The sequence below is a fragment of the Aeromonas sp. HMWF015 genome, assembly GCF_963878965.1.
In the GTDB taxonomy this organism is placed as follows: Bacteria; Pseudomonadota; Gammaproteobacteria; order Enterobacterales; family Aeromonadaceae; genus Aeromonas; species Aeromonas veronii.
The window spans coordinates 22,015-39,473 of record NZ_CAWNZT010000374.1 but is presented as its reverse complement, the minus strand read 5'-3'; the positions used below and the strand labels follow the sequence as shown (position 1 = coordinate 39,473).

Sequence of the window (17,459 nt, the reverse complement as noted above, 5' to 3'; positions counted from 1 at the left end):
ACCCGACTCTGGGATATGTAGGTCTCCTGTTTTCTATTTAACCTAAAAAAGCGGGCCAGTGGCCCGCTTCGTTTTATGCAGATTTAACCCAATCCTCACACCGGCGGATGGAAATGGCTGGCCTCGCGGGTGGCCATCTCCTCGTAGGTGGCCCACTTCTGCCACGCCACTTTTTGCGCCACCTGCATCAGCCGCTCGGCCTCCTCCGGATGGCTCTGGGCCAGCACCCGATAACGGGTCTCCTCTTGGCGGTATTCGGCGAGGGGAATGGAGGGGCGCAGGCTGTCGAGGCTGAAAGGGTTCTGCCCCGCACTGCGCAGTACCGGGTTGTAGCGCATCAGCGGCCAGTGACCGGAGGCCACGGCGCGTTTTTGCTGAGTCAGGCCAAACTCCATATCGATGCCGTGAGCGATACAGTGGCTATAGGCGATGATCAGCGACGGACCCGGATAGGCTTCGGCTTCACGCAAGGCCTGCAGCGCCTGCTGCGGGTTGGCACCAAAGGCGATGCGGGCAACATAGACGTTGCCGTAGGAGATGGCCTGCAACGCCACATCCTTCTTGGCCAGCGTCTTGCCCCCCGCCGCAAATTTGGCGACGGCGCCGAGCGGGGTCGATTTCGACATCTGGCCGCCGGTGTTGGAGTAGACCTCGGTATCCATCACCAGCACGTTCACATCGCGACCGGAGGCGAGCACATGATCGAGCCCCGCCGAGCCGATGTCATAGGCCCAGCCATCGCCGCCAATGATCCAGACCGAACGGCGCACCAGCTGATCGATAAGCGACAGCAGTTCGCGGGCCTTGCCGGATTTCACCTCTTCCAGCCGCTCGCGCACTTGCGCCACCCGGGTGCGCTGGGCGCGGATCTCCGACTCCAGCCGCTGCGGGGCAGTGATCAGGGTATCAACCAGCGCTTCCCCCAGCTCGCCCTTCATCGCCGAGAGGGCCGCCACCGCCTGACCGTGATGCTGATCGGCGGTGAGACGAAAACCAAAGCCAAACTCGGCGTTGTCCTCAAACAGGGAGTTGGACCAGGCGGGCCCCTTCCCCTCCGCGTTCTTGGCCCACGGCGTGGTCGGCAGGTTGCCGCCATAGATGGAGGAGCAACCGGTGGCGTTGGCCACCAGCATGCGATCGCCAAACAGCTGGGTCAGCAGCTTGAGATACGGGGTCTCGCCACAACCGGCGCAAGCGCCGGAGAACTCGAACAGCGGCTCGAGGAACTGGGCACCGCGCACGGTGGAGAAATCTACCCGCTCACGGGCAGGCCAGGGCAGGCTCTCGAACCAGCGCAGCGCCTGTTTCTGGCCAGCCAGGTGCGGCGCCTTGTCCATCATGGTGATGGCGCGTTCGCCCTCGTGTTCCTCATCCGCCTCAGCCCGTACCGGACAGGCCTGCACACACTGGCCGCAGCCGGTGCAATCCTCCGGATAGAGTTGCAGGGTGTAGCGGCTGTCGGGGAAGCCCTTGGCGGTGACGGGCACCGACTGCGCTGCCTCCGGGGCGGTCGCCAGCCAGTCCTGATGGTAGAACTTGGCCCGCAGCGCCGCGTGGGGGCAGACAAAGACGCAGTTGCCGCACTGGATGCAGATATCGGAGTGCCAGATCGGGATCTCGCGGGCGATATCCCGCTTCTCGAAGCGACTGGTGGCGGTGGGGTAAGTGCCATCCACCGGCAGCATGGAGACAGGGATCAGATCGCCGCGCCCCGCCAACATCTCGCCGGTGACGCGCTGGACAAACTCGCTGCCGCCGGGCGCCAGTGGCAGCGGATAGTCGCTGATCTGCTCGTCTCCAGCCGGGATCGCCACCTTGCTCAAGTGAGCCAGGGTATCGTCCACCGCGGCGAAGTTGCGCGCCACCACCTCGGGCCCCTTGCGGGCATAGCTCTTCTCGATGCTCTCCTTGATCAGCGCAATCGCCTCATCCCGTGGCAGCACCCCGGCCAGCGCGAAGAAGCAGGTCTGCATGATGGTGTTGATGCGATTGCCCATGCCGTTTTGCTCGGCCACCCGATCCCCATCGATGCAGTAGAGCTGGATATTGAGGGCGCGGATACGGGCCCGCAGCAGCTCGGGCAGCTGGCCCCACACCTTGTCAGCCTCATGGGGGGCGTTAAGCAGCAGGGTCGCCCCTTCCGCGGCGTGCTCCAGCAGATCGACCGATTCGACAAAGCCCCACTGGTGGCAGCCGATAAAGCTCGCCTGTTCGATAAGCCAGGGGGCGTCAATGGGCTCGGGGCCAAAGCGCAGGTGGGAGACGGTGCGCGAGCCCGACTTCTTGGAGTCGTAGACGAAGTAGCCCTGGGCGTGGAACCCCTCCAGCTCGCCGATGATCTTGATGCTGTTCTTGTTGGCACCGACCGTGCCGTCGGCGCCGAGGCCGAAGAACAGTGCCCGCACCCGGCTGGCGGGCTCCAGATCGCCGATGGGGTGCCAGGCCAGACTGAGGCCCGACACATCGTCCACTATCCCCACGGTAAAGCGCGGGCGCGGCGCATCACAGGCCAGCTCCTCAAACACCGCCGCACACATGGCGGGGGTGAACTCTTTGGACGAGAGGCCGTAGCGACCGCCACTGAGCCAGGGCAGCCGCTTGATAAGGCCGCGCTGCAAACCGTCGATCAGGGCGCTCTGCACATCCAGCAGCAGCGGCTCGCCACCCGCCCCCGGCTCCTTGGTGCGATCAAGCACCGCGAGGCGGCGCACGCTCTGCGGTAGCGCATCGAGCAGCGCCTGCACCGGGAAGGGGCGATAGAGGCGCACAACCAAGACCCCAGTCTTGCGATCCTGTTGGTTGAGCCAATCCACGGTAGTCCGAGCAGTAGCCGCCCCCGAGCCCATCAGCACGATGACGTCGGTGGCATCCGGTGCACCGTGATACTCCACCAGCCGATAGTGGCGGCCGGTCAGCTCGCCGAGATTGTCCATGCACTGCTGCACCCGCGCCGGTACCGCTTCGTAGAAGGGGTTGACGCTCTCGCGGGACTGGAAATAGGTATCCGGGTTCTGGGCGGTGCCGCGCATCACCGGATGATCCGGGTTGAGGGCCCGGGCACGGTGGGCGCGTACCCAGTCGTTGTCGATAAGGGCGCGAATTTCATCCCGATGCAGGGCGGTGATCTTGTTCACCTCGTGGGAGGTACGAAAGCCATCGAAGAAGTGAATAAAGGGCACCCGGCACTGCAGGGTGACGCTATGGGCGACCAAGGCAAAGTCCTGCGCCTCCTGCACCGAGCCGGAGGCGAGCATGGCAAAGCCGGTGCTGCGCGCCGCCATCACATCCTGATGGTCGCCAAAAATCGACAGCCCCTGCGCCGCCAGCGAACGGGCCGCCACATGGAACACCGCCGCGGTCAATTCACCGGCGATCTTGTACATGTTGGGCAGCATCAACATCAGCCCCTGACTGGCGGTGAAGGTGGTGGCGAGCGCCCCCGCCTGCAGGGCGCCATGTACCGTACCGGCCGCCCCCCCTTCACTCTGCATCTCCACCACGGTGGGGATATTGCCCCACAGGTTGGTCTGCTTCTCATCCGCCCAGGCATCGGCCAGTTCGGCCATGGTCGAGCTCGGGGTGATGGGATAGATGGCACACACTTCGCTCAGCTGGTACGCCACCCGGGCCGCGGCTTCGTTGCCATCGACCATGATCAGTTCATGTTTCATTGGGACTCCTCCGGTTGGCGCAGCTCGATGGCGTGGCAAGGGCATTGATCGTGACAGGCACCGCAGCCGGTGCAGCGCGCTGCATCCACCTGATAGCCTTTGCCCGGCCCCAGCTTGGCGATGGCCTGCTCGGGGCAACTGCCATAGCAGCCGTCGCACTCGAAGCAGTTGCCGCAGGAGTAGCAGCGCGCCGCCTCGTAACGGGCGGCCACCTCATCCAGCCCGCCGATGATCTCGCCAAAATCATCCCGCGCCCACGCCGGTTTGACCGGCTGACTGCTGGCCGGGGCATGGGTTTGGAACCAGAGTTGCAACTGCTCCGGCCCCACCAGCGGGTAGGAGAGCGGTTTGTGGTAGTGACGACCGCGCAGCCAGGCATCCATATGGCGCGCCGCCTTCTTGCCGTGGCCGGTGGCGATGGTGACGGTGCGCTCGGAGGGCACCATGTCGCCACCGGCAAACAGACCCGGCACATCCGTCATCAGGTTGCCCGCCACCTGCACCACTCCCTCCTTGTTGACCCGCACGCCGGGAATGCTCTCCAGCACCGAGAGGTCTACCTCCTGACCGAGCGCCAGGATCAGGGAGTCCGCTTCGAGGGTTTCAAACTTGCCGGTAGGCACCGGCTTGCCCTCGGCATCCAGCGCCATCACCTCCACTTCGATGCTGGTGTTGTCGAGCTGACGGATGCTGCGCAGCCAGTTGATCTTGATCCCCTCCTCCTCGGCCTCGTCGGCTTCAAAGGCGTGGGCGGGCATATGATCCCGGTCGCGGCGGTAGATGATCATCGCCTCTTCCACCCCGAGGCGGCGGGCGGTACGGGCCGCATCCATGGCGGTGTTGCCGCCGCCGTAGATCGCCACTCGCCGTCCCAGTTTTGGCGGTGGCAGGCCCTGCTCTTCGGCCAGGCTGGCCTGTTCGAGGAAACTTACCGCATCGAGGATCTTGCCCGCTTCACGGGCCGGAATATCGACCCGCTTGGCCAGATGGGCACCGATGGCCATAAAGACGGCGTCAAAGCCCCCCTCGTCACGCTCGCGCAGCACATCCTCCACCTTGTGGTTGAGGGTGAGAGTGACACCTGCGGCCACGATGCGGGCCACCTCCCGATCCAGCACATCGCGGGGCAGACGGTAAGCGGGAATGCCAAAACGCAGCATGCCGCCCGCCAGTGGCCCCGCTTCGCGGATCTCCACCTGATGGCCGAGCCGGTTGAGGTGCCAGGCACAGGAGAGGCCGGAGGGACCGGCACCGATCACCAGCACCTTCTTGCCGCTGGCAGGGGCAGGGTTTGCGGGCTGCCAACCACGGGCCTGCGCCTCGTCGCCGAGGAAACGCTCGATAGCGTGAATGGAGACGGATTCATCCACCTGACCGCGGTTGCAGGCGCTCTCGCAGGGGTGGTAGCAGACCCGGCCATGAATGGCGGGCAAGGGGTTCTCTTCGATCAGGGTCTGCCAGGCCGCCTCAAAGCGACCGGCCTGCGCCAAAGAGAGCCAGGCCTGGATATTTTCTCCGGCCGGGCAGGCGTGATTGCAGGGTGGCAGGGCCGGCCGCCAAACGGGTAGCCGGGTACGCACCGGGCCTGTTCCCGTTTTCAGGGAGAGATCCGGCAATGGGGTCATGTCCAGTTGTTTGCTCATACATTGCTTTCTTCTTGTTGGGTAACAGGCCCGCTCAGATAGCACTTGATACCGTGTAGCCGAAGCAGACGGTGGCCAGAGAGGGAAGAAGCGAAAGCGTTAGAAACTGGGAACTGAGTCGATAATGGCGGCTTTTTTGTACTGATTAGCGAATCAGGATCAAAAAATGTTGCACTTTATGGTTCATAGAGACCAGAACGTGACTCAAGTAACATCTTCTCCAGCTGACCGCTGGCTTTCAGTTTGGCGAGCCCCCGATTGAAGGTTTGGATCAGCTCGTCAGCATTCGCGCGCTTGCGGCTGATCAGCAGGTGACCTTCGACTTTCATCACGGGTTTTGAATGGGTTGTGAACAGATCGACCGTGCTGGCCGGGTAGAACTGACGCAGGGAGTAGTAACCGACATCGATGTTCTCCAGGGTCAGGTCGGCGCGGCCCGAGAGCAGCAGATCAAAGCTCTGGCGCAGCCGGGTGACGAACTGCACCTGCAGCGGCACCTGCGCGATGGCTGCAAAAAAATCTGCATTGTAGGTATAGCCACTGACCGCAGCCAGCTTGCGATCCGCCAGATCCTGATAGCCACGCCATTCCAGCGGATCTGACTTGAGATAGAACCAGACGTAGGTTTCGCTCAGGATGGGATCGCTGTAGAGATGGGTTTTGCGCCGCTCGCTCGACTCATACCAGTGGACAGTGCCATCCACCACCCCCTCCTCCGACAAGCGAAAGGCCCGCTTCCAGGGCAGAAACTGGAACTTGACGCTCACCCCTTCACTCTTGAATGCCTCGCTCACCACATGAGGGATCAGCCCCTGATATTTCAGCGTCTCGGAGCAGTAAGGGGGATACTCTCCCGTGGTCAGGGTCAGCTCCTGCGCCCAGAGCCCGTGGCAAAAAAGGCTCCCCGCCAGCAACCAGCTTATTTTCATCCCGATGCCCTCTTGTTCTGTTTTCCCAACTATAGACCGCCCCCTTGAAAGGATTGCCGGATCGCCGGGGAACCGTTATGTTCCCCTTTTTCCAGGCGATCGCGCCGCGTCACAAGGATATGAAGATGCCCAGGCTAGACAGCATTCACCTCTACCCCATCAAATCGACTGCAGGTATGCCGCTGGCTCGCGCCCGGGTGACCGAAGAGGGACTGGCAGGGGATCGCCGCTACATGGTGGTCAAACCGGACGGCACCTTTATCACCGCCCGTACCCATCCCCAACTGCAACAGGTCGTAGCTACCCCCATCGAAGGTGGCTTGCAACTGCGCTATCCGGGCTTTGAACCGCTCACCCTGCAAGAGGTCGACTTCAGCCGCACCCCGCAAGCTACCGGAGTCTGGAGCGACCGTTTCACCGCACTGCACACCGACCCCAAAGCCGATGGGTGGCTAAGCCGGGTGGCAGGGGAGACGGTGCAGCTGCTCTGGTTGGGTGAAACCTCGGATCGCTTTCGTGAAAAGACCGGCACCCGGGTCAGCTTTGCAGACGGTTATCCGCTGCTGCTGATAAGCCAGGCTTCCCTTGAGGATCTCAATCTACGCTCCGATGCCCTGCACCAGATGAGCCAGTTCCGCACCAATCTGGTGGCAAGCAACACCCAGCCCTTCGAGGAGGACAGCTGGGTGCGCATCCGCATCGGTGAGGTGGAATTCAAGGTGGTCAAGCCCTGCAGCCGCTGCATCATGACCACGGTGGAAGCGGGCACCGATCGTTTCAACGCCCTGAAAGAGCCGCTGGCCACCCTCACCCGCTACCGCCGTGGCGAGGATGGTGAGGTCTACTTCGGCCAGAATCTGGTGGCGCTGAACGAAGGCTGGATTGAGGCAGGCAGCGAGATCGAGGTGCTGGAGCGTACCCGTCCGGTTGTCTATCCCGCCGCCGCGCCGAAGAAGCGGGAGCTGGTCTGCGTGGCCCGCGAACCGCTGGCGCGGGATCTGGAGACCTTCTGGTTCGAGGCCGCCGATGGCGAGCCCCTGCCCGACTACCTGCCGGGCCAGCATCTGCCCATCAGTCTCGATATCAAAAATGAGCGGGTTCAGCGCCGCTATACCCTGAGCTCCACGCCGGATCATCCGGAGCGTTACAGCATCAGCGTCAAGAAGGTGGAGGGGGGTCGCATCTCCCACTGGCTGCACCAGCAACTGCAGGTGGGCGACCGGCTGCTGGCCGCCAACCCTGCTGGCGAGTTTCACTTAGGGTCCGAGCGCAACCTACTGTTGCTCTCCGCAGGCTCCGGCGTCACCCCCATGCTGGCGATAGCCCGTACCCTGGCCCTTCGCGGGGAACTGGAAGAGGTTCACTTTATGCACCTGTGCCGCAGCGAAGCGGACATTCCCGCCGCCAGCGAACTGCACGCCATGGCGCAGCAGGGGATGACCCTCACCCTGATCCTGAGCCAGCCGGACAATCACTGGCAGGGGCTGCAAGGGCGACTCAATGATGAGCATCTGCAACTGATCAAAGGGCTGGCCGAAAAAGAGGTCTTTATCTGCGGCCCCCACGGCTTTATGGCCGATGCTGCCGCCAAAGTTGCGGCCCTCGGCGTTCCAGCCGCACGGATCAAACAGGAGAGTTTTGGCGGCGCCATTCTCTCGGTGGCCCGCCCCCATCAGGCGGTACAACTGCGTATCGGCGCCCAAGCCTTTACCGGCAACAATCAGGGCACAGTGCTGGATCAGGCCAACAAGCAAGGTGTAGAGCTGCCATGGAGCTGCCGCGCCGGCATCTGCGGCAGTTGCAAACAGACGCTGCTCTCGGGCGAGGTGGATCACCCCGACGCCCCCGCCATCACCGCCGCCGAGCGGGCGGAGGGCAAGATCCTTGCCTGCTGCGCCGTGCCGCTCACTGACCTTGAAATCCTATGATCGGGTGATCGAGCCGCATTAACTCACCCCCCCCCCAGATGACCGGGGAATTGACCCCGGTCATCTTTGTCCACACTTGTTCACCTGATCCGCCCTTAATTTGTCCCCACCGCCTTCATCAGTGAGTTTCCCTTCCTATACTCTCAGAGCAAAAAGCCTTGCCAGCCATTGACTTGGCGATGCTCCATACGACACTCAGCCATAGGGAAAGGACGCCCATACCATGGAACAGAACAAGCCCGCCTTTCAGCTCAACCTGCTGCTATCCGTCATCACCCTGATCCTGCTGTCACTGGTGTTTTTCGCCTACAGCTGGGCGGGTAAACAACTGGAAGAGAGTTATCGACAACAATATGTCTCCTACCTGCTGGCCGATGAGCTGCGCCAATCCTCCGATGATCTGACCCGACTCGGGCGCACCTACGTCATCACCAAGGATCCAGCCTACGAGCAGCAGTACATGCGGATCCTGGCCATTCGCAACGGCGAACAGCCGAGACCAGATGGCTACAACCGTATCTACTGGGACTTTGTCGCCGCCAACGGCCAGAATCCCCGCCCCGACAGCAATGTTCGCCGTGGCCTGATCGACCTGATGAAGGATGCCGGTTTCACCGACGGTGAACTCGCCAAACTGAACGAGGCCAAAAACAACTCGGATGCGCTGGTCAACACCGAGGTCGCCGCCTTCAAGCTGGTGCAGCAGACCGATGGCGATCCGGTTGCCAACCAGCAAAAAGCCATCGCCATGATGCATGACAAGGCCTATCACCAGAACAAGGGGCGCATCATGTCCCCCATCGATGACTTCTACGTGATGATGGAGCAGCGCAACCATGAGGCAGTCGAGAGCGCCATCGCCAATACCGACATGCTGCGCTATCTCTTTATCGCCCTCGGTCTGGTGTTGATGTTCTTCCTCTGGCGCACCTATCGCTCCCTGCTCGATCTGGTGGGCACCTCGGTCGAGCAGCTCAAGACAGATCTCCATATGATGGCGGAAGGGGACTTCTCGCGCCCCATCAAGGTGCCGCCAGGATCGAAAGAGAGCCTGATCGGTCTGCTCGGCAGTATGCAGACCACCCTCAAGGGGATCATCGCCAAGGTCTCCCACTCCACCGAGGAGCTGTCCCACTCTGCTGACAGCATCGCCCAGATCGCCGAGCAGACCGCCCAGTTTGCCACCGATCAGCAAACCAGCACCCAGACCATGGCCGCCGCCATCGAGGAGCTGGTAGTGAGCATCAGCCACCTCTCCGACAACGCCACCCATGCAGACGAGCTGAGCAAGGTCTCAGCCAATACCCTGGAGGAGGGATCAGGGGTCATTAAAGAGACGCTCGGCAGCATCGAGAATATCTCCACCACAGTGGGGGATGCAGCCAGCACCATCTCCGAGCTCAACGGCCATACCCAGCAGATTTCGGAGATCATCGGGGTGATCCGCGGCATCGCCGATCAGACCAACCTGCTGGCCCTCAACGCGGCCATCGAGGCGGCGCGGGCCGGTGAACAGGGTCGCGGCTTTGCGGTGGTCGCCGACGAGGTGCGCAATCTGGCCAGTCGCTCGGCGGCCTCAACCCAGCAGATCACCGGGATGATCAGCAAGATCCAGAGCGGGGCGGATGCCTCCATTCGCAGCATGGAGAACACGGTCAACAACGTCTCCCGTGGGGTCACGCTGGCCAATCAGACCGGCGAGGCGATCGCCAGCATCCAGAGCCACGCCTCCAACCTCACCGGCCTGATGGGGGAGATCAGCCACACCCTGCGCGAGCAGTCCACCGCAGCCAACGAGGTGGTATCTACCGTCGGCAACATCACCTCTCTCTCCGAACAGTCAGGGGATGCCGCCCGCCACGTATCGCAAGAGGCGGCCAAGCTCAAGCAGCTGTCACGGGTACTGCGCCAGGAGATGGGACACTTCAAGCTTTAAAGAACGCTGAAAAGCAAAACGGCTGCCCGAAGGCAGCCGTTTTTTATTCGGGGTGATCCCCCGTCATTCAGTATCTATCAACCACGCAGGGCGGCGATACGCTGCTCGATGGGCGGGTGGCTCATGAACAGCTCGCTCATGGAGCGCTTGCCGTTGATGCCAAAGGCCATCATGGAGCCTTCCAGCTGCGGCTCGGCACCGCGGGAGAGGCGCTCAAGGGCAGCGATCATCTTGTCGCGACCGGCCAGCTTGGCGGCACCGGCATCGGCGCGGAACTCACGCTGACGGCTGAACCACATGACGATGATGGAGGCGAGCACGCCAAACACCATCTCCAGCACGAACACGGTGATCATGTAGGCAAAACCGCCGGTGCTGCTGCTCTCTTCATCGTTGTTGGAGCTGAAGAAATTGCTGATGACGCCAGCCACGATACGGGCGAAGAACATCACGAAGGTGTTCACCACACCCTGGATCAGGGTCAGGGTCACCATGTCGCCGTTGGCCACGTGGCTCACCTCATGGGCCAGCACCGCTTCCGCCTCATCGCGGCTCATACTGTAGAGCAGGCCGGAGGAGACGGCCACCAGCGAGTCATCGCGGCGGGCACCGGTAGCAAACGCGTTCATCTCGGGAGAGTCGTAGATCCCCACTTCCGGCATCTGGATCCCGGCTTCACGGGCCTGACGGGCCACAGTGCTCACCAGCCAGTGCTCGGTCTCGTTACGGGGTTGCTCGATGACCTGGACGCCATAGCTGCGCTTGGCCATCCACTTGGACATCAGCAAGGAGATAAAGGAACCCCCAAAACCGAACACGGCACAGAACACCAACAGCCCGGAAATGCTGGACTTGTTGATCCCCAGAACCGAGAACAGGATATTGAGTACCACCCCCAGCACCAGCATGACGGCCAGGTTGGTCACCAGGAATAGCATAATTCGCTTCATATAGACTCCTTGTGAAGATAAGGGACATGACCGGGGATCACTCGGGATCCCCACCTGATCATGTTAATGTCGACATTCTAGGGAGATTCGATGAATGTTCGCTGAATATGCCGTCAAAGTAGCGGCGAGATATCGAGACGCCCCTGCAAATCGGCTTCAAGTGGATTGTTTATAAACGGAATTTCGCCGAGGAAGGGGGCTGGCAGCAAGCCCCTCAGGGTGTCCAGATTTTCCTGATAATGGCTCATGGAACCATGGAGCCGATTAATTACCCACCCCGCCACCGGCAGCTGATCATTGCGAATGGCGGCAAAAGTGAGCAGCGCATGGTTGAGGCAACCCAGCTTGGCCCCCACCACCATGATCACCGCCATGTTCTCCTGTTTCACCCAGTCCGACAGTAGATGCTTGCGATCGAGCGGCAGATACCAGCCCCCTGCCCCTTCCACTACCGCCAGTTCGGCCCCGGCCTGTTCAATCTTGCGTAGCCCCTCGCTCAACCCCTGCATGGTGATAGGCTGGCGCGCCTCGCTGGCGGCAATGTGGGGTGCAATCGGCGGCTCATAGGCGAACGGATTGACCACCTCATAGGGCAGCGGCAGACTCGCCGCCTCCTGCAACAGGACGGCATCCAGGTTGCGCAGCCCGTCCGGAGTGCGGGCACATCCGGCCGAGACCGGCTTGTAACCCGCGCACTTGATTCCCTGTGCGCTGAATTCACGCAGCAGGGTGCGCGCCACCAGCGTCTTGCCCACATCGGTATCGGTGCCGGTGATAAAGAATGATTTCATACGGTTCTCTCCTTGGCAGGGCCCGTTGACTACCCTGCACACAATGCGATTCCCGGCGCTCAGCGAGGCTTGCTGAGGCGGCCGAGGCACACCCGATAACTGGCGACCAGCCTGCCATCGGGCTGGCGAAACGCCTCATACGCCTGAGCCAGCTGCTGCAATCTGGCGCGACCGCTCAGACCGGCCGGGGCGGCACTCCCCTGATTGTCATTGATCTGATTAGCCCCAATCCCCTTGAGATCGCGCAACAACTGCGGCAATTCAAGATAGGCGAGATCCCAGGTGATACAACGCAGCTCGGGAGCAGATACCCCGGCGCTAGCCAGCGCCTGCTCCAATTGTGGCAGGCTGAGGAAGCGATTGACATGGGCGCGACCATCAAGCTGCTGCCAGGCGGCTCGCAACTGCCAGAGCGACTCATCGAGCAGGGTCGAGAAAAAGATCTGGCCGCCCGGTTTGACCACCCGCAGCAGCTCGCCAAAAGCCTGGGCCGGACGCTCGCACCACTGCAGCGCCAGACTGGAGAAAATCCAGTCGAACGCGCTGTCGGCGAAAGGAAGCTGCTCCGCATCGCCGCAGAGCAGGCGAGCACCGCTGCCACGCAAGGCGGCCTGCGCCAGCATGCCGGGGGCGAGATCAAGCCCCACCAGCTGGTGACAACGGTTCGCCAGTTGGGGCAAGAAAAAGCCAGTGCCGCAGCCCAGATCCAGCCCGCTCACCGTCAGATCAGTGCCAACCGGCCTGCTCGGCATCCATTCCAGCAGCGCCTGACCCACCTCCTGTTGAAAGCGGGCATGGGTATCGTAATGACGAGCGGCGGCGCCGAAACGGCGAGCAAGCTGCGCCTTGTCGACCGTTTGAAAACGCTCAGCCATAGTGAGCCTCCCCAAGCGTTGTAGCTGCAGGGCAGACCCCCAAGGCATCGAGCAGGCGATCCAGATCCTGCTCGCGGTGAGCCGCACTCAGGGTAATACGCAGCCGGGCCGTACCGACCGGCACAGTGGGCGGGCGGATGGCGCTCACCCAGACGCCGCGCTCCCGCAGCCGTTCAGCCAGTTGCAAAGCAGCAACGCTCTCCCCCACCAGCAGCGGCTGGATCGGGGTGTCGCTCGCCCCAAGCTGCCAACCCAACGCCTGTGCCCCTTGCCGGAAGCGAGCGATCAGCTGGCCAAGATGGGCGCGGGCATCCTCGGCGGCGCGTACCAGTTCGATACTCTTGCTCACCGCACAGGCCTGCGCGGCGGGCATATGGGTGCTGTAGACATAGTGGCGAGCGAAGTTGACCAGATACTCCACCAGCTCGCGGCTGCCGCCGATAAAGGCGCCAGCGACGCCAAGCGCCTTGCCAAAAGTGCCCATCTGGATGTGTACGCTGGTAGGAGGAACCCCTTGCGCCGCTAGGGTGCCGCGCCCCTCGGATCCCAGCACACCAAGACCGTGGGCATCGTCGATCATCAGCCAGTTGCCGCTTTGGGCGGCGAGGGTTGCGAGATCGCGCCAAGGGCCCTGATCCCCGTCCATGCTGAACACCCCCTCCGAGACGATGAGCCCGCGATTTGGCTCAAGCTGCAGTTCAAGGGCCGCCATATCGTTGTGGGCAAAACGCTTCATCTTGCAAGGGAGCTGGCTGCCCATCTCCTGCAGGGAGGCGTGGTTGAGTTTGTCCTGCCACAGCAGATGTTCCTTGCCAAGCAACGCTTTGAGCACCGCCTGATTGGCCGAAAAACCGCAGTTGAACAGCAGCACCGCCTCCACCCCGAGCCACTCGGCCAGGGTCTCCTCAAGCTGTTGGTGGGCACGGCTGTAACCGGTCACCAGCGGCGAGGCGCCGGAGCCCGTGCCATAACGCTCAATCCCCGCGTTGAAGGCGGTCTTGATGGCGCCGTGATCCGCCAGTCCCAGATAGTCGTTGGCGGAAAAGTTGAGGTAGTCGCGCCCTGCAACCCTGAGCCGCCCGCCACTCGCCCCGTCGGTCGCGATGCGGTTGCGCAGCAGACCCACCTGCTCGCGCTCGGCCAGCGCCGTGCTCAACCCAAAGGGGCCCGTTACTGCAGGGCCGTTCATGACCGAGCGGCCCCTGCACGGGGGCGGGTGGCGTCATAAAACATCTCGGTGGGCTCGCTCTGGCGACTCACCTCGGCCAGCAGCTCCTCTTCTTGAACCTGATCCGGCTTCTGGGCCCGCTGGGCGGGGCGAATGCCGAGCCGCTTGAACAGCTGCATGTCGCTGTTCTCGTCCGGGTTGGGGGTGGTCAGCAGTTTGCAGCCGTAGAAGATGGAGTTGGCCCCGGCCATAAAACACATCGCCTGCATCTGCTCATTCATCTTCTCCCGCCCGGCGGAGAGACGCACATGGGAGGCGGGCATCATGATCCGCGCCACCGCGATGGTGCGGATAAATTCGAACGGATCGAGGTTCTCCTCGTTCTCCAGCGGCGTTCCCTTCACCTTGACCAGCATGTTGATGGGCACACTTTCGGGGTGACGCGGCAGGTTGGCGAGCGCCATCAAGAGGCCCGCCCGATCTTTCGCCTGCTCGCCCATGCCGACGATGCCGCCGGAGCAGACCTTCATGCCCGCGCCGCGCACATGCTCCAGGGTATCGAGCCGGTCCTGATAGGTGCGGGTGGAGATGATCTCGCCGTAAAACTCCGGCGAGGTGTCGAGGTTGTGGTTGTAGTAATCGAGCCCCGCAGCGCCAAGACGGGCCGCCTGATCGGCGGTGAGCATCCCCAGCGTCATGCAGGTCTCCATACCGAGCCCGCGCACCTCCTCGATCATCCGGATGATGTAGGGCATGTCTTTTTCTTTGGGGTTGCGCCAGGCGGCCCCCATGCAAAAGCGTGACGAGCCGTTGGCCTTGGCTTCGCGGGCCCGCTCCAGCACCTTCTCCACCTCCATCAGCCGCTCGGCTTCGAGCCCGGTGTGGTAACGGGCGCTCTGGGGGCAGTATTTGCAATCTTCCGGGCAGGCGCCGGTCTTGATGGAGAGCAAAGTACTCACCTGCACTTCATTCGGGTCAAAGTGGGCGCGGTGGACGGTCTGGGCCTGAAACAGCAGATCGTTGAACGGCAGGGCAAACAGGGCCTGAACCTCGGCGAGGGTCCAGTCATGACGAAGGGCGTGACCGCCCGCGGTGAGAGCATTCATACATGGCTTCCGGTTGTTATTAGTGGGATCCTCCGCCCGCCATCTTGGGATGGACGGCCACAGAACCCGCCGCCGGGCCCGCGCGCTCAAGGTGATGCGCAGTGCCAAGTGGCTGAAATTGTTGGCTAGTGTAGAGAGCACGCGTAGACTGTCAACACCGACCAGATCAAACCAATTTACAACAGAACAACAAATGACCAATCAAGAATTCGACCTGCACCACATCTGGCACCCCTATACCTCCCTCACTCACCCCCTGCCCTGCTATGAAGTAGCCAGCGCCAAAGGGGTGACCATCACCCTCAGCGACGGCTGTGAACTGGTGGATGGCATGAGCTCCTGGTGGGCTTGCGTGCACGGCTATCAGGTGCCGGAACTGGACGCCGCCGCCACCGCCCAGCTCGGCAAGATGTCCCACGTGATGTTTGGCGGCCTTACCCACGCCCCGGCGGTCGAGCTCTGCCGCAAACTGGTGGAGCTCACTCCAAAGGGGCTTGATCGGGTATTTCTGGCCGACTCCGGCTCGGTGGCAGTGGAAGTGGCGCTCAAGATGGCGCAGCAGTACTGGCACGCCAAGGGAACGCCCAGAGCCAAATTTGTCGCCCTGCGCAGCGGCTATCACGGCGACACCTTTGGCGCCATGAGCGTCTGCGATCCCGATGGCGGCATGCATGAGCTCTACAAGGGCTTCCTGCCAGAGCACTACTTTGTCGAAACCCCCAACTGCCGCTTCCACGCCGAGTGGGACGAGCAGTGCGTGGTGGAGCTGGCGACACTCATGGCGGATCATCACGAGGAGATCGCCGCCATCGTGCTTGAGCCCATAGTGCAGGGCGCTGGCGGCATGCGCTTCTATCACCCCCGCTACCTGCAGTGGGTGCGCGCCCTGTGTGACGAGTTCGGTGTGCTGCTGATTGCCGACGAGATCGCCACCGGCTTTGGCCGCACCGGCCAGCTGTTTGCCTGCGACTGGGCGGGGATCAGCCCCGACATCATGTGTCTGGGCAAGGCGCTTACCGGCGGCTACCTCACCCTCTCGGCGACCCTGACAACCGAGCATGTCGCCCATACCATCTGTGACGGCAAGGCCGGCGTCTTTATGCACGGCCCCACCTTTATGGGCAACCCGCTTGCCTGCGCGGTGGCCAACGCCTCCATCGATCTGCTGCTGACCTCACCTTGGCAGGAGCGGGTGCGCACCATCGAGCATCAGCTGCGAACAGAACTGGTAGAGCTGACCCTGCACCCGGCGGTCGCGGATGTGCGAGTGCTCGGCGCCATCGGGGTGGTGGAGATGAAAGAGCGGGTGGATGTGGCGCGCATCCAGCGCAAATTTGTCGAACTGGGCGCCTGGATCCGCCCCTTTGGCAAGCTGGTCTACCTGATGCCCCCGTTCGTCATCACCCCTGAAGATCTGCGGGTATTGACCGGCGCCATCCGTCAGGCCATCGCCGAAGGCGAGTTTTAATGCATGCAGCGGGCGGCCATCGCTGCCGCCCGTTTGACTACCGGCATTTGATATATAAAGAGGACAACTTTATCCACTTCAGTGCAGTTTCACTTGCCGTAATGTGAGCAAAACACCAGACCTGAGGCCCCAAGAGGGGTAAACTGCTGCGGTTTTACCATCAAGAAAGACTGCTCATGCGCCTCTCCATTGCTGCCAAAATCAACTTTTTCCTGCTCTTCATCTTCTCCATGGTATTGGTCTTCTCCGCAGCCTATCAGGCAGTGCGCGAGCGCGATCTCATCCTGACCCTCATCAAGGAGCAGAGCCGCGAGCAGACCGAAGCCTATTTCGACGGCCTCAACATGCTGATGCTGACCGGCAAGATGGATGCCCGCGATACCCTGCGCGGCAAGTTTCTCGACCATGCCCATGTGGAGGATGCCCGCATCGTCCGTGGCGACGCGGTGAGCAAACAGTTCGGGCCGGGACGGGAAACCGAACAGGTAAAGGATGAGTTTGATGAGCTGGCACTGGCGGGCAAAGGGAGCCTGGAGGTGGTGCACAACGGCATGCACAGCCGTCTGGTGGTGACCCGGCCGCTGCTGGCCAAGAAGGATTTTCGCGGCACCGACTGCACCAGCTGTCATCTGGTGCCGGAGAATACCGTGCTTGGTGCGGTGCGCTTTGACTACTCCCTCGATTCGCTGTTTACCCGGGTCGAGCAGAATATTCTCACCTCGGCGCTGATCCTCACCGGCATCTTCGGGATGGGACTGCTGCTGACCCTCTGGGTCATCCGTACCTGGATCGTGCGCCCTCTCAACCAGTTGACCCGCTCCATGGAAGAGGCCACTGACTTGCACGACTTCGGACACCGGCTGGAGGGGGATGACGGCGACGAGATTGGCCGGGTGGCGGTGGCCTACAACCAGATGCTCGATAGTGTGGAGCGCCAGCTCGGCAAACGCACCAAGGCCAGCAGGCAGGAGCCGGATCAGCCCCGCTAAGACGA

General features: G+C 62.3%; 12 protein-coding genes. 4 read left to right on the top strand and 8 right to left on the bottom strand.

From position 1 onward, the window contains the following. Positions 1–95: 95 nt before the first annotated feature. The 3 genes from nifJ to AACS18_RS19430 form a co-directional block, all read right to left on the bottom strand. The gene (nifJ, locus tag AACS18_RS19440; protein ID WP_108613062.1) at positions 96–3,671 is read right to left on the bottom strand and encodes a pyruvate:ferredoxin (flavodoxin) oxidoreductase; all 3,576 of its coding nucleotides are present in this window, start codon (positions 3,669–3,671) and stop codon (positions 96–98) included. Beyond that, positions 3,668–5,314 (bottom strand): NAD(P)-binding protein, encoded by a 1,647-nt coding sequence (locus AACS18_RS19435; RefSeq protein WP_108613061.1) that lies wholly within the window; start codon positions 5,312–5,314, stop codon positions 3,668–3,670. The genes nifJ and AACS18_RS19435 overlap by 4 nt, the downstream gene beginning before the upstream one ends. Positions 5,315–5,490: 176 nt before the next feature. After that, the gene (locus AACS18_RS19430) at positions 5,491–6,243 is read right to left on the bottom strand and encodes a substrate-binding periplasmic protein (protein ID WP_108613060.1); all 753 of its coding nucleotides are present in this window, start codon (positions 6,241–6,243) and stop codon (positions 5,491–5,493) included. Between the two features lie 77 nt (positions 6,244–6,320). On the opposite strand from AACS18_RS19430, the gene AACS18_RS19425 reads away from it, so the two are divergent. After that, positions 6,321–8,171: an MOSC N-terminal beta barrel domain-containing protein gene (locus tag AACS18_RS19425; protein WP_181363334.1), complete on the top strand. Its 1,851-nt coding sequence runs from the start codon at positions 6,321–6,323 to the stop codon at positions 8,169–8,171. 223 nt (positions 8,172–8,394) lie between these two features. After that, positions 8,395–10,107: a methyl-accepting chemotaxis protein gene (locus AACS18_RS19420; RefSeq protein WP_108613059.1), complete on the top strand. Its 1,713-nt coding sequence runs from the start codon at positions 8,395–8,397 to the stop codon at positions 10,105–10,107. A 77-nt stretch (positions 10,108–10,184) separates the two neighbouring features. Here AACS18_RS19420 and htpX read toward each other — a convergent pair whose 3' ends face one another. From htpX to bioB, 5 genes are all read right to left on the bottom strand, one after another. Further along, positions 10,185–11,057, bottom strand: a complete 873-nt coding sequence (htpX, locus tag AACS18_RS19415) for a protease HtpX (RefSeq protein ID WP_108613058.1) — start codon at positions 11,055–11,057, stop codon at positions 10,185–10,187. Positions 11,058–11,170: 113 nt separating this feature from the next. Further along, positions 11,171–11,848 carry a dethiobiotin synthase gene (bioD, locus tag AACS18_RS19410; protein WP_005337893.1) on the bottom strand — a complete coding sequence of 226 codons (678 nt, stop codon included), beginning with the start codon at positions 11,846–11,848 and terminating at the stop codon, positions 11,171–11,173. A 59-nt stretch (positions 11,849–11,907) separates the two neighbouring features. Further along, on the bottom strand, positions 11,908–12,723 hold the full coding sequence (gene bioC, locus AACS18_RS19405) for a malonyl-ACP O-methyltransferase BioC (RefSeq protein WP_108613057.1): 816 nt from the start codon (positions 12,721–12,723) through the stop codon (positions 11,908–11,910). Then, positions 12,716–13,912 carry an 8-amino-7-oxononanoate synthase gene (bioF, locus tag AACS18_RS19400; protein ID WP_108613056.1) on the bottom strand — a complete coding sequence of 399 codons (1,197 nt, stop codon included), beginning with the start codon at positions 13,910–13,912 and terminating at the stop codon, positions 12,716–12,718. The genes bioC and bioF overlap by 8 nt, the downstream gene beginning before the upstream one ends. Further along, positions 13,909–14,997 carry a biotin synthase BioB gene (bioB, locus tag AACS18_RS19395; protein WP_064338334.1) on the bottom strand — a complete coding sequence of 363 codons (1,089 nt, stop codon included), beginning with the start codon at positions 14,995–14,997 and terminating at the stop codon, positions 13,909–13,911. Before bioB ends, bioF begins: the two co-directional genes overlap by 4 nt. 193 nt (positions 14,998–15,190) lie before the next feature. Here bioB and bioA point away from each other — a divergent pair, with 193 nt between their 5' ends. Both bioA and AACS18_RS19385 read left to right on the top strand, forming a co-directional pair. Then, positions 15,191–16,465, top strand: coding sequence for an adenosylmethionine--8-amino-7-oxononanoate transaminase (gene bioA, locus AACS18_RS19390; RefSeq protein WP_108613055.1), 1,275 nt, complete (start codon positions 15,191–15,193; stop codon positions 16,463–16,465). Positions 16,466–16,641: 176 nt separating this feature from the next. After that, positions 16,642–17,454: a HAMP domain-containing protein gene (locus tag AACS18_RS19385; RefSeq protein ID WP_005350472.1), complete on the top strand. Its 813-nt coding sequence runs from the start codon at positions 16,642–16,644 to the stop codon at positions 17,452–17,454. The last annotated feature ends 5 nt before the right edge of the window (positions 17,455–17,459 follow it).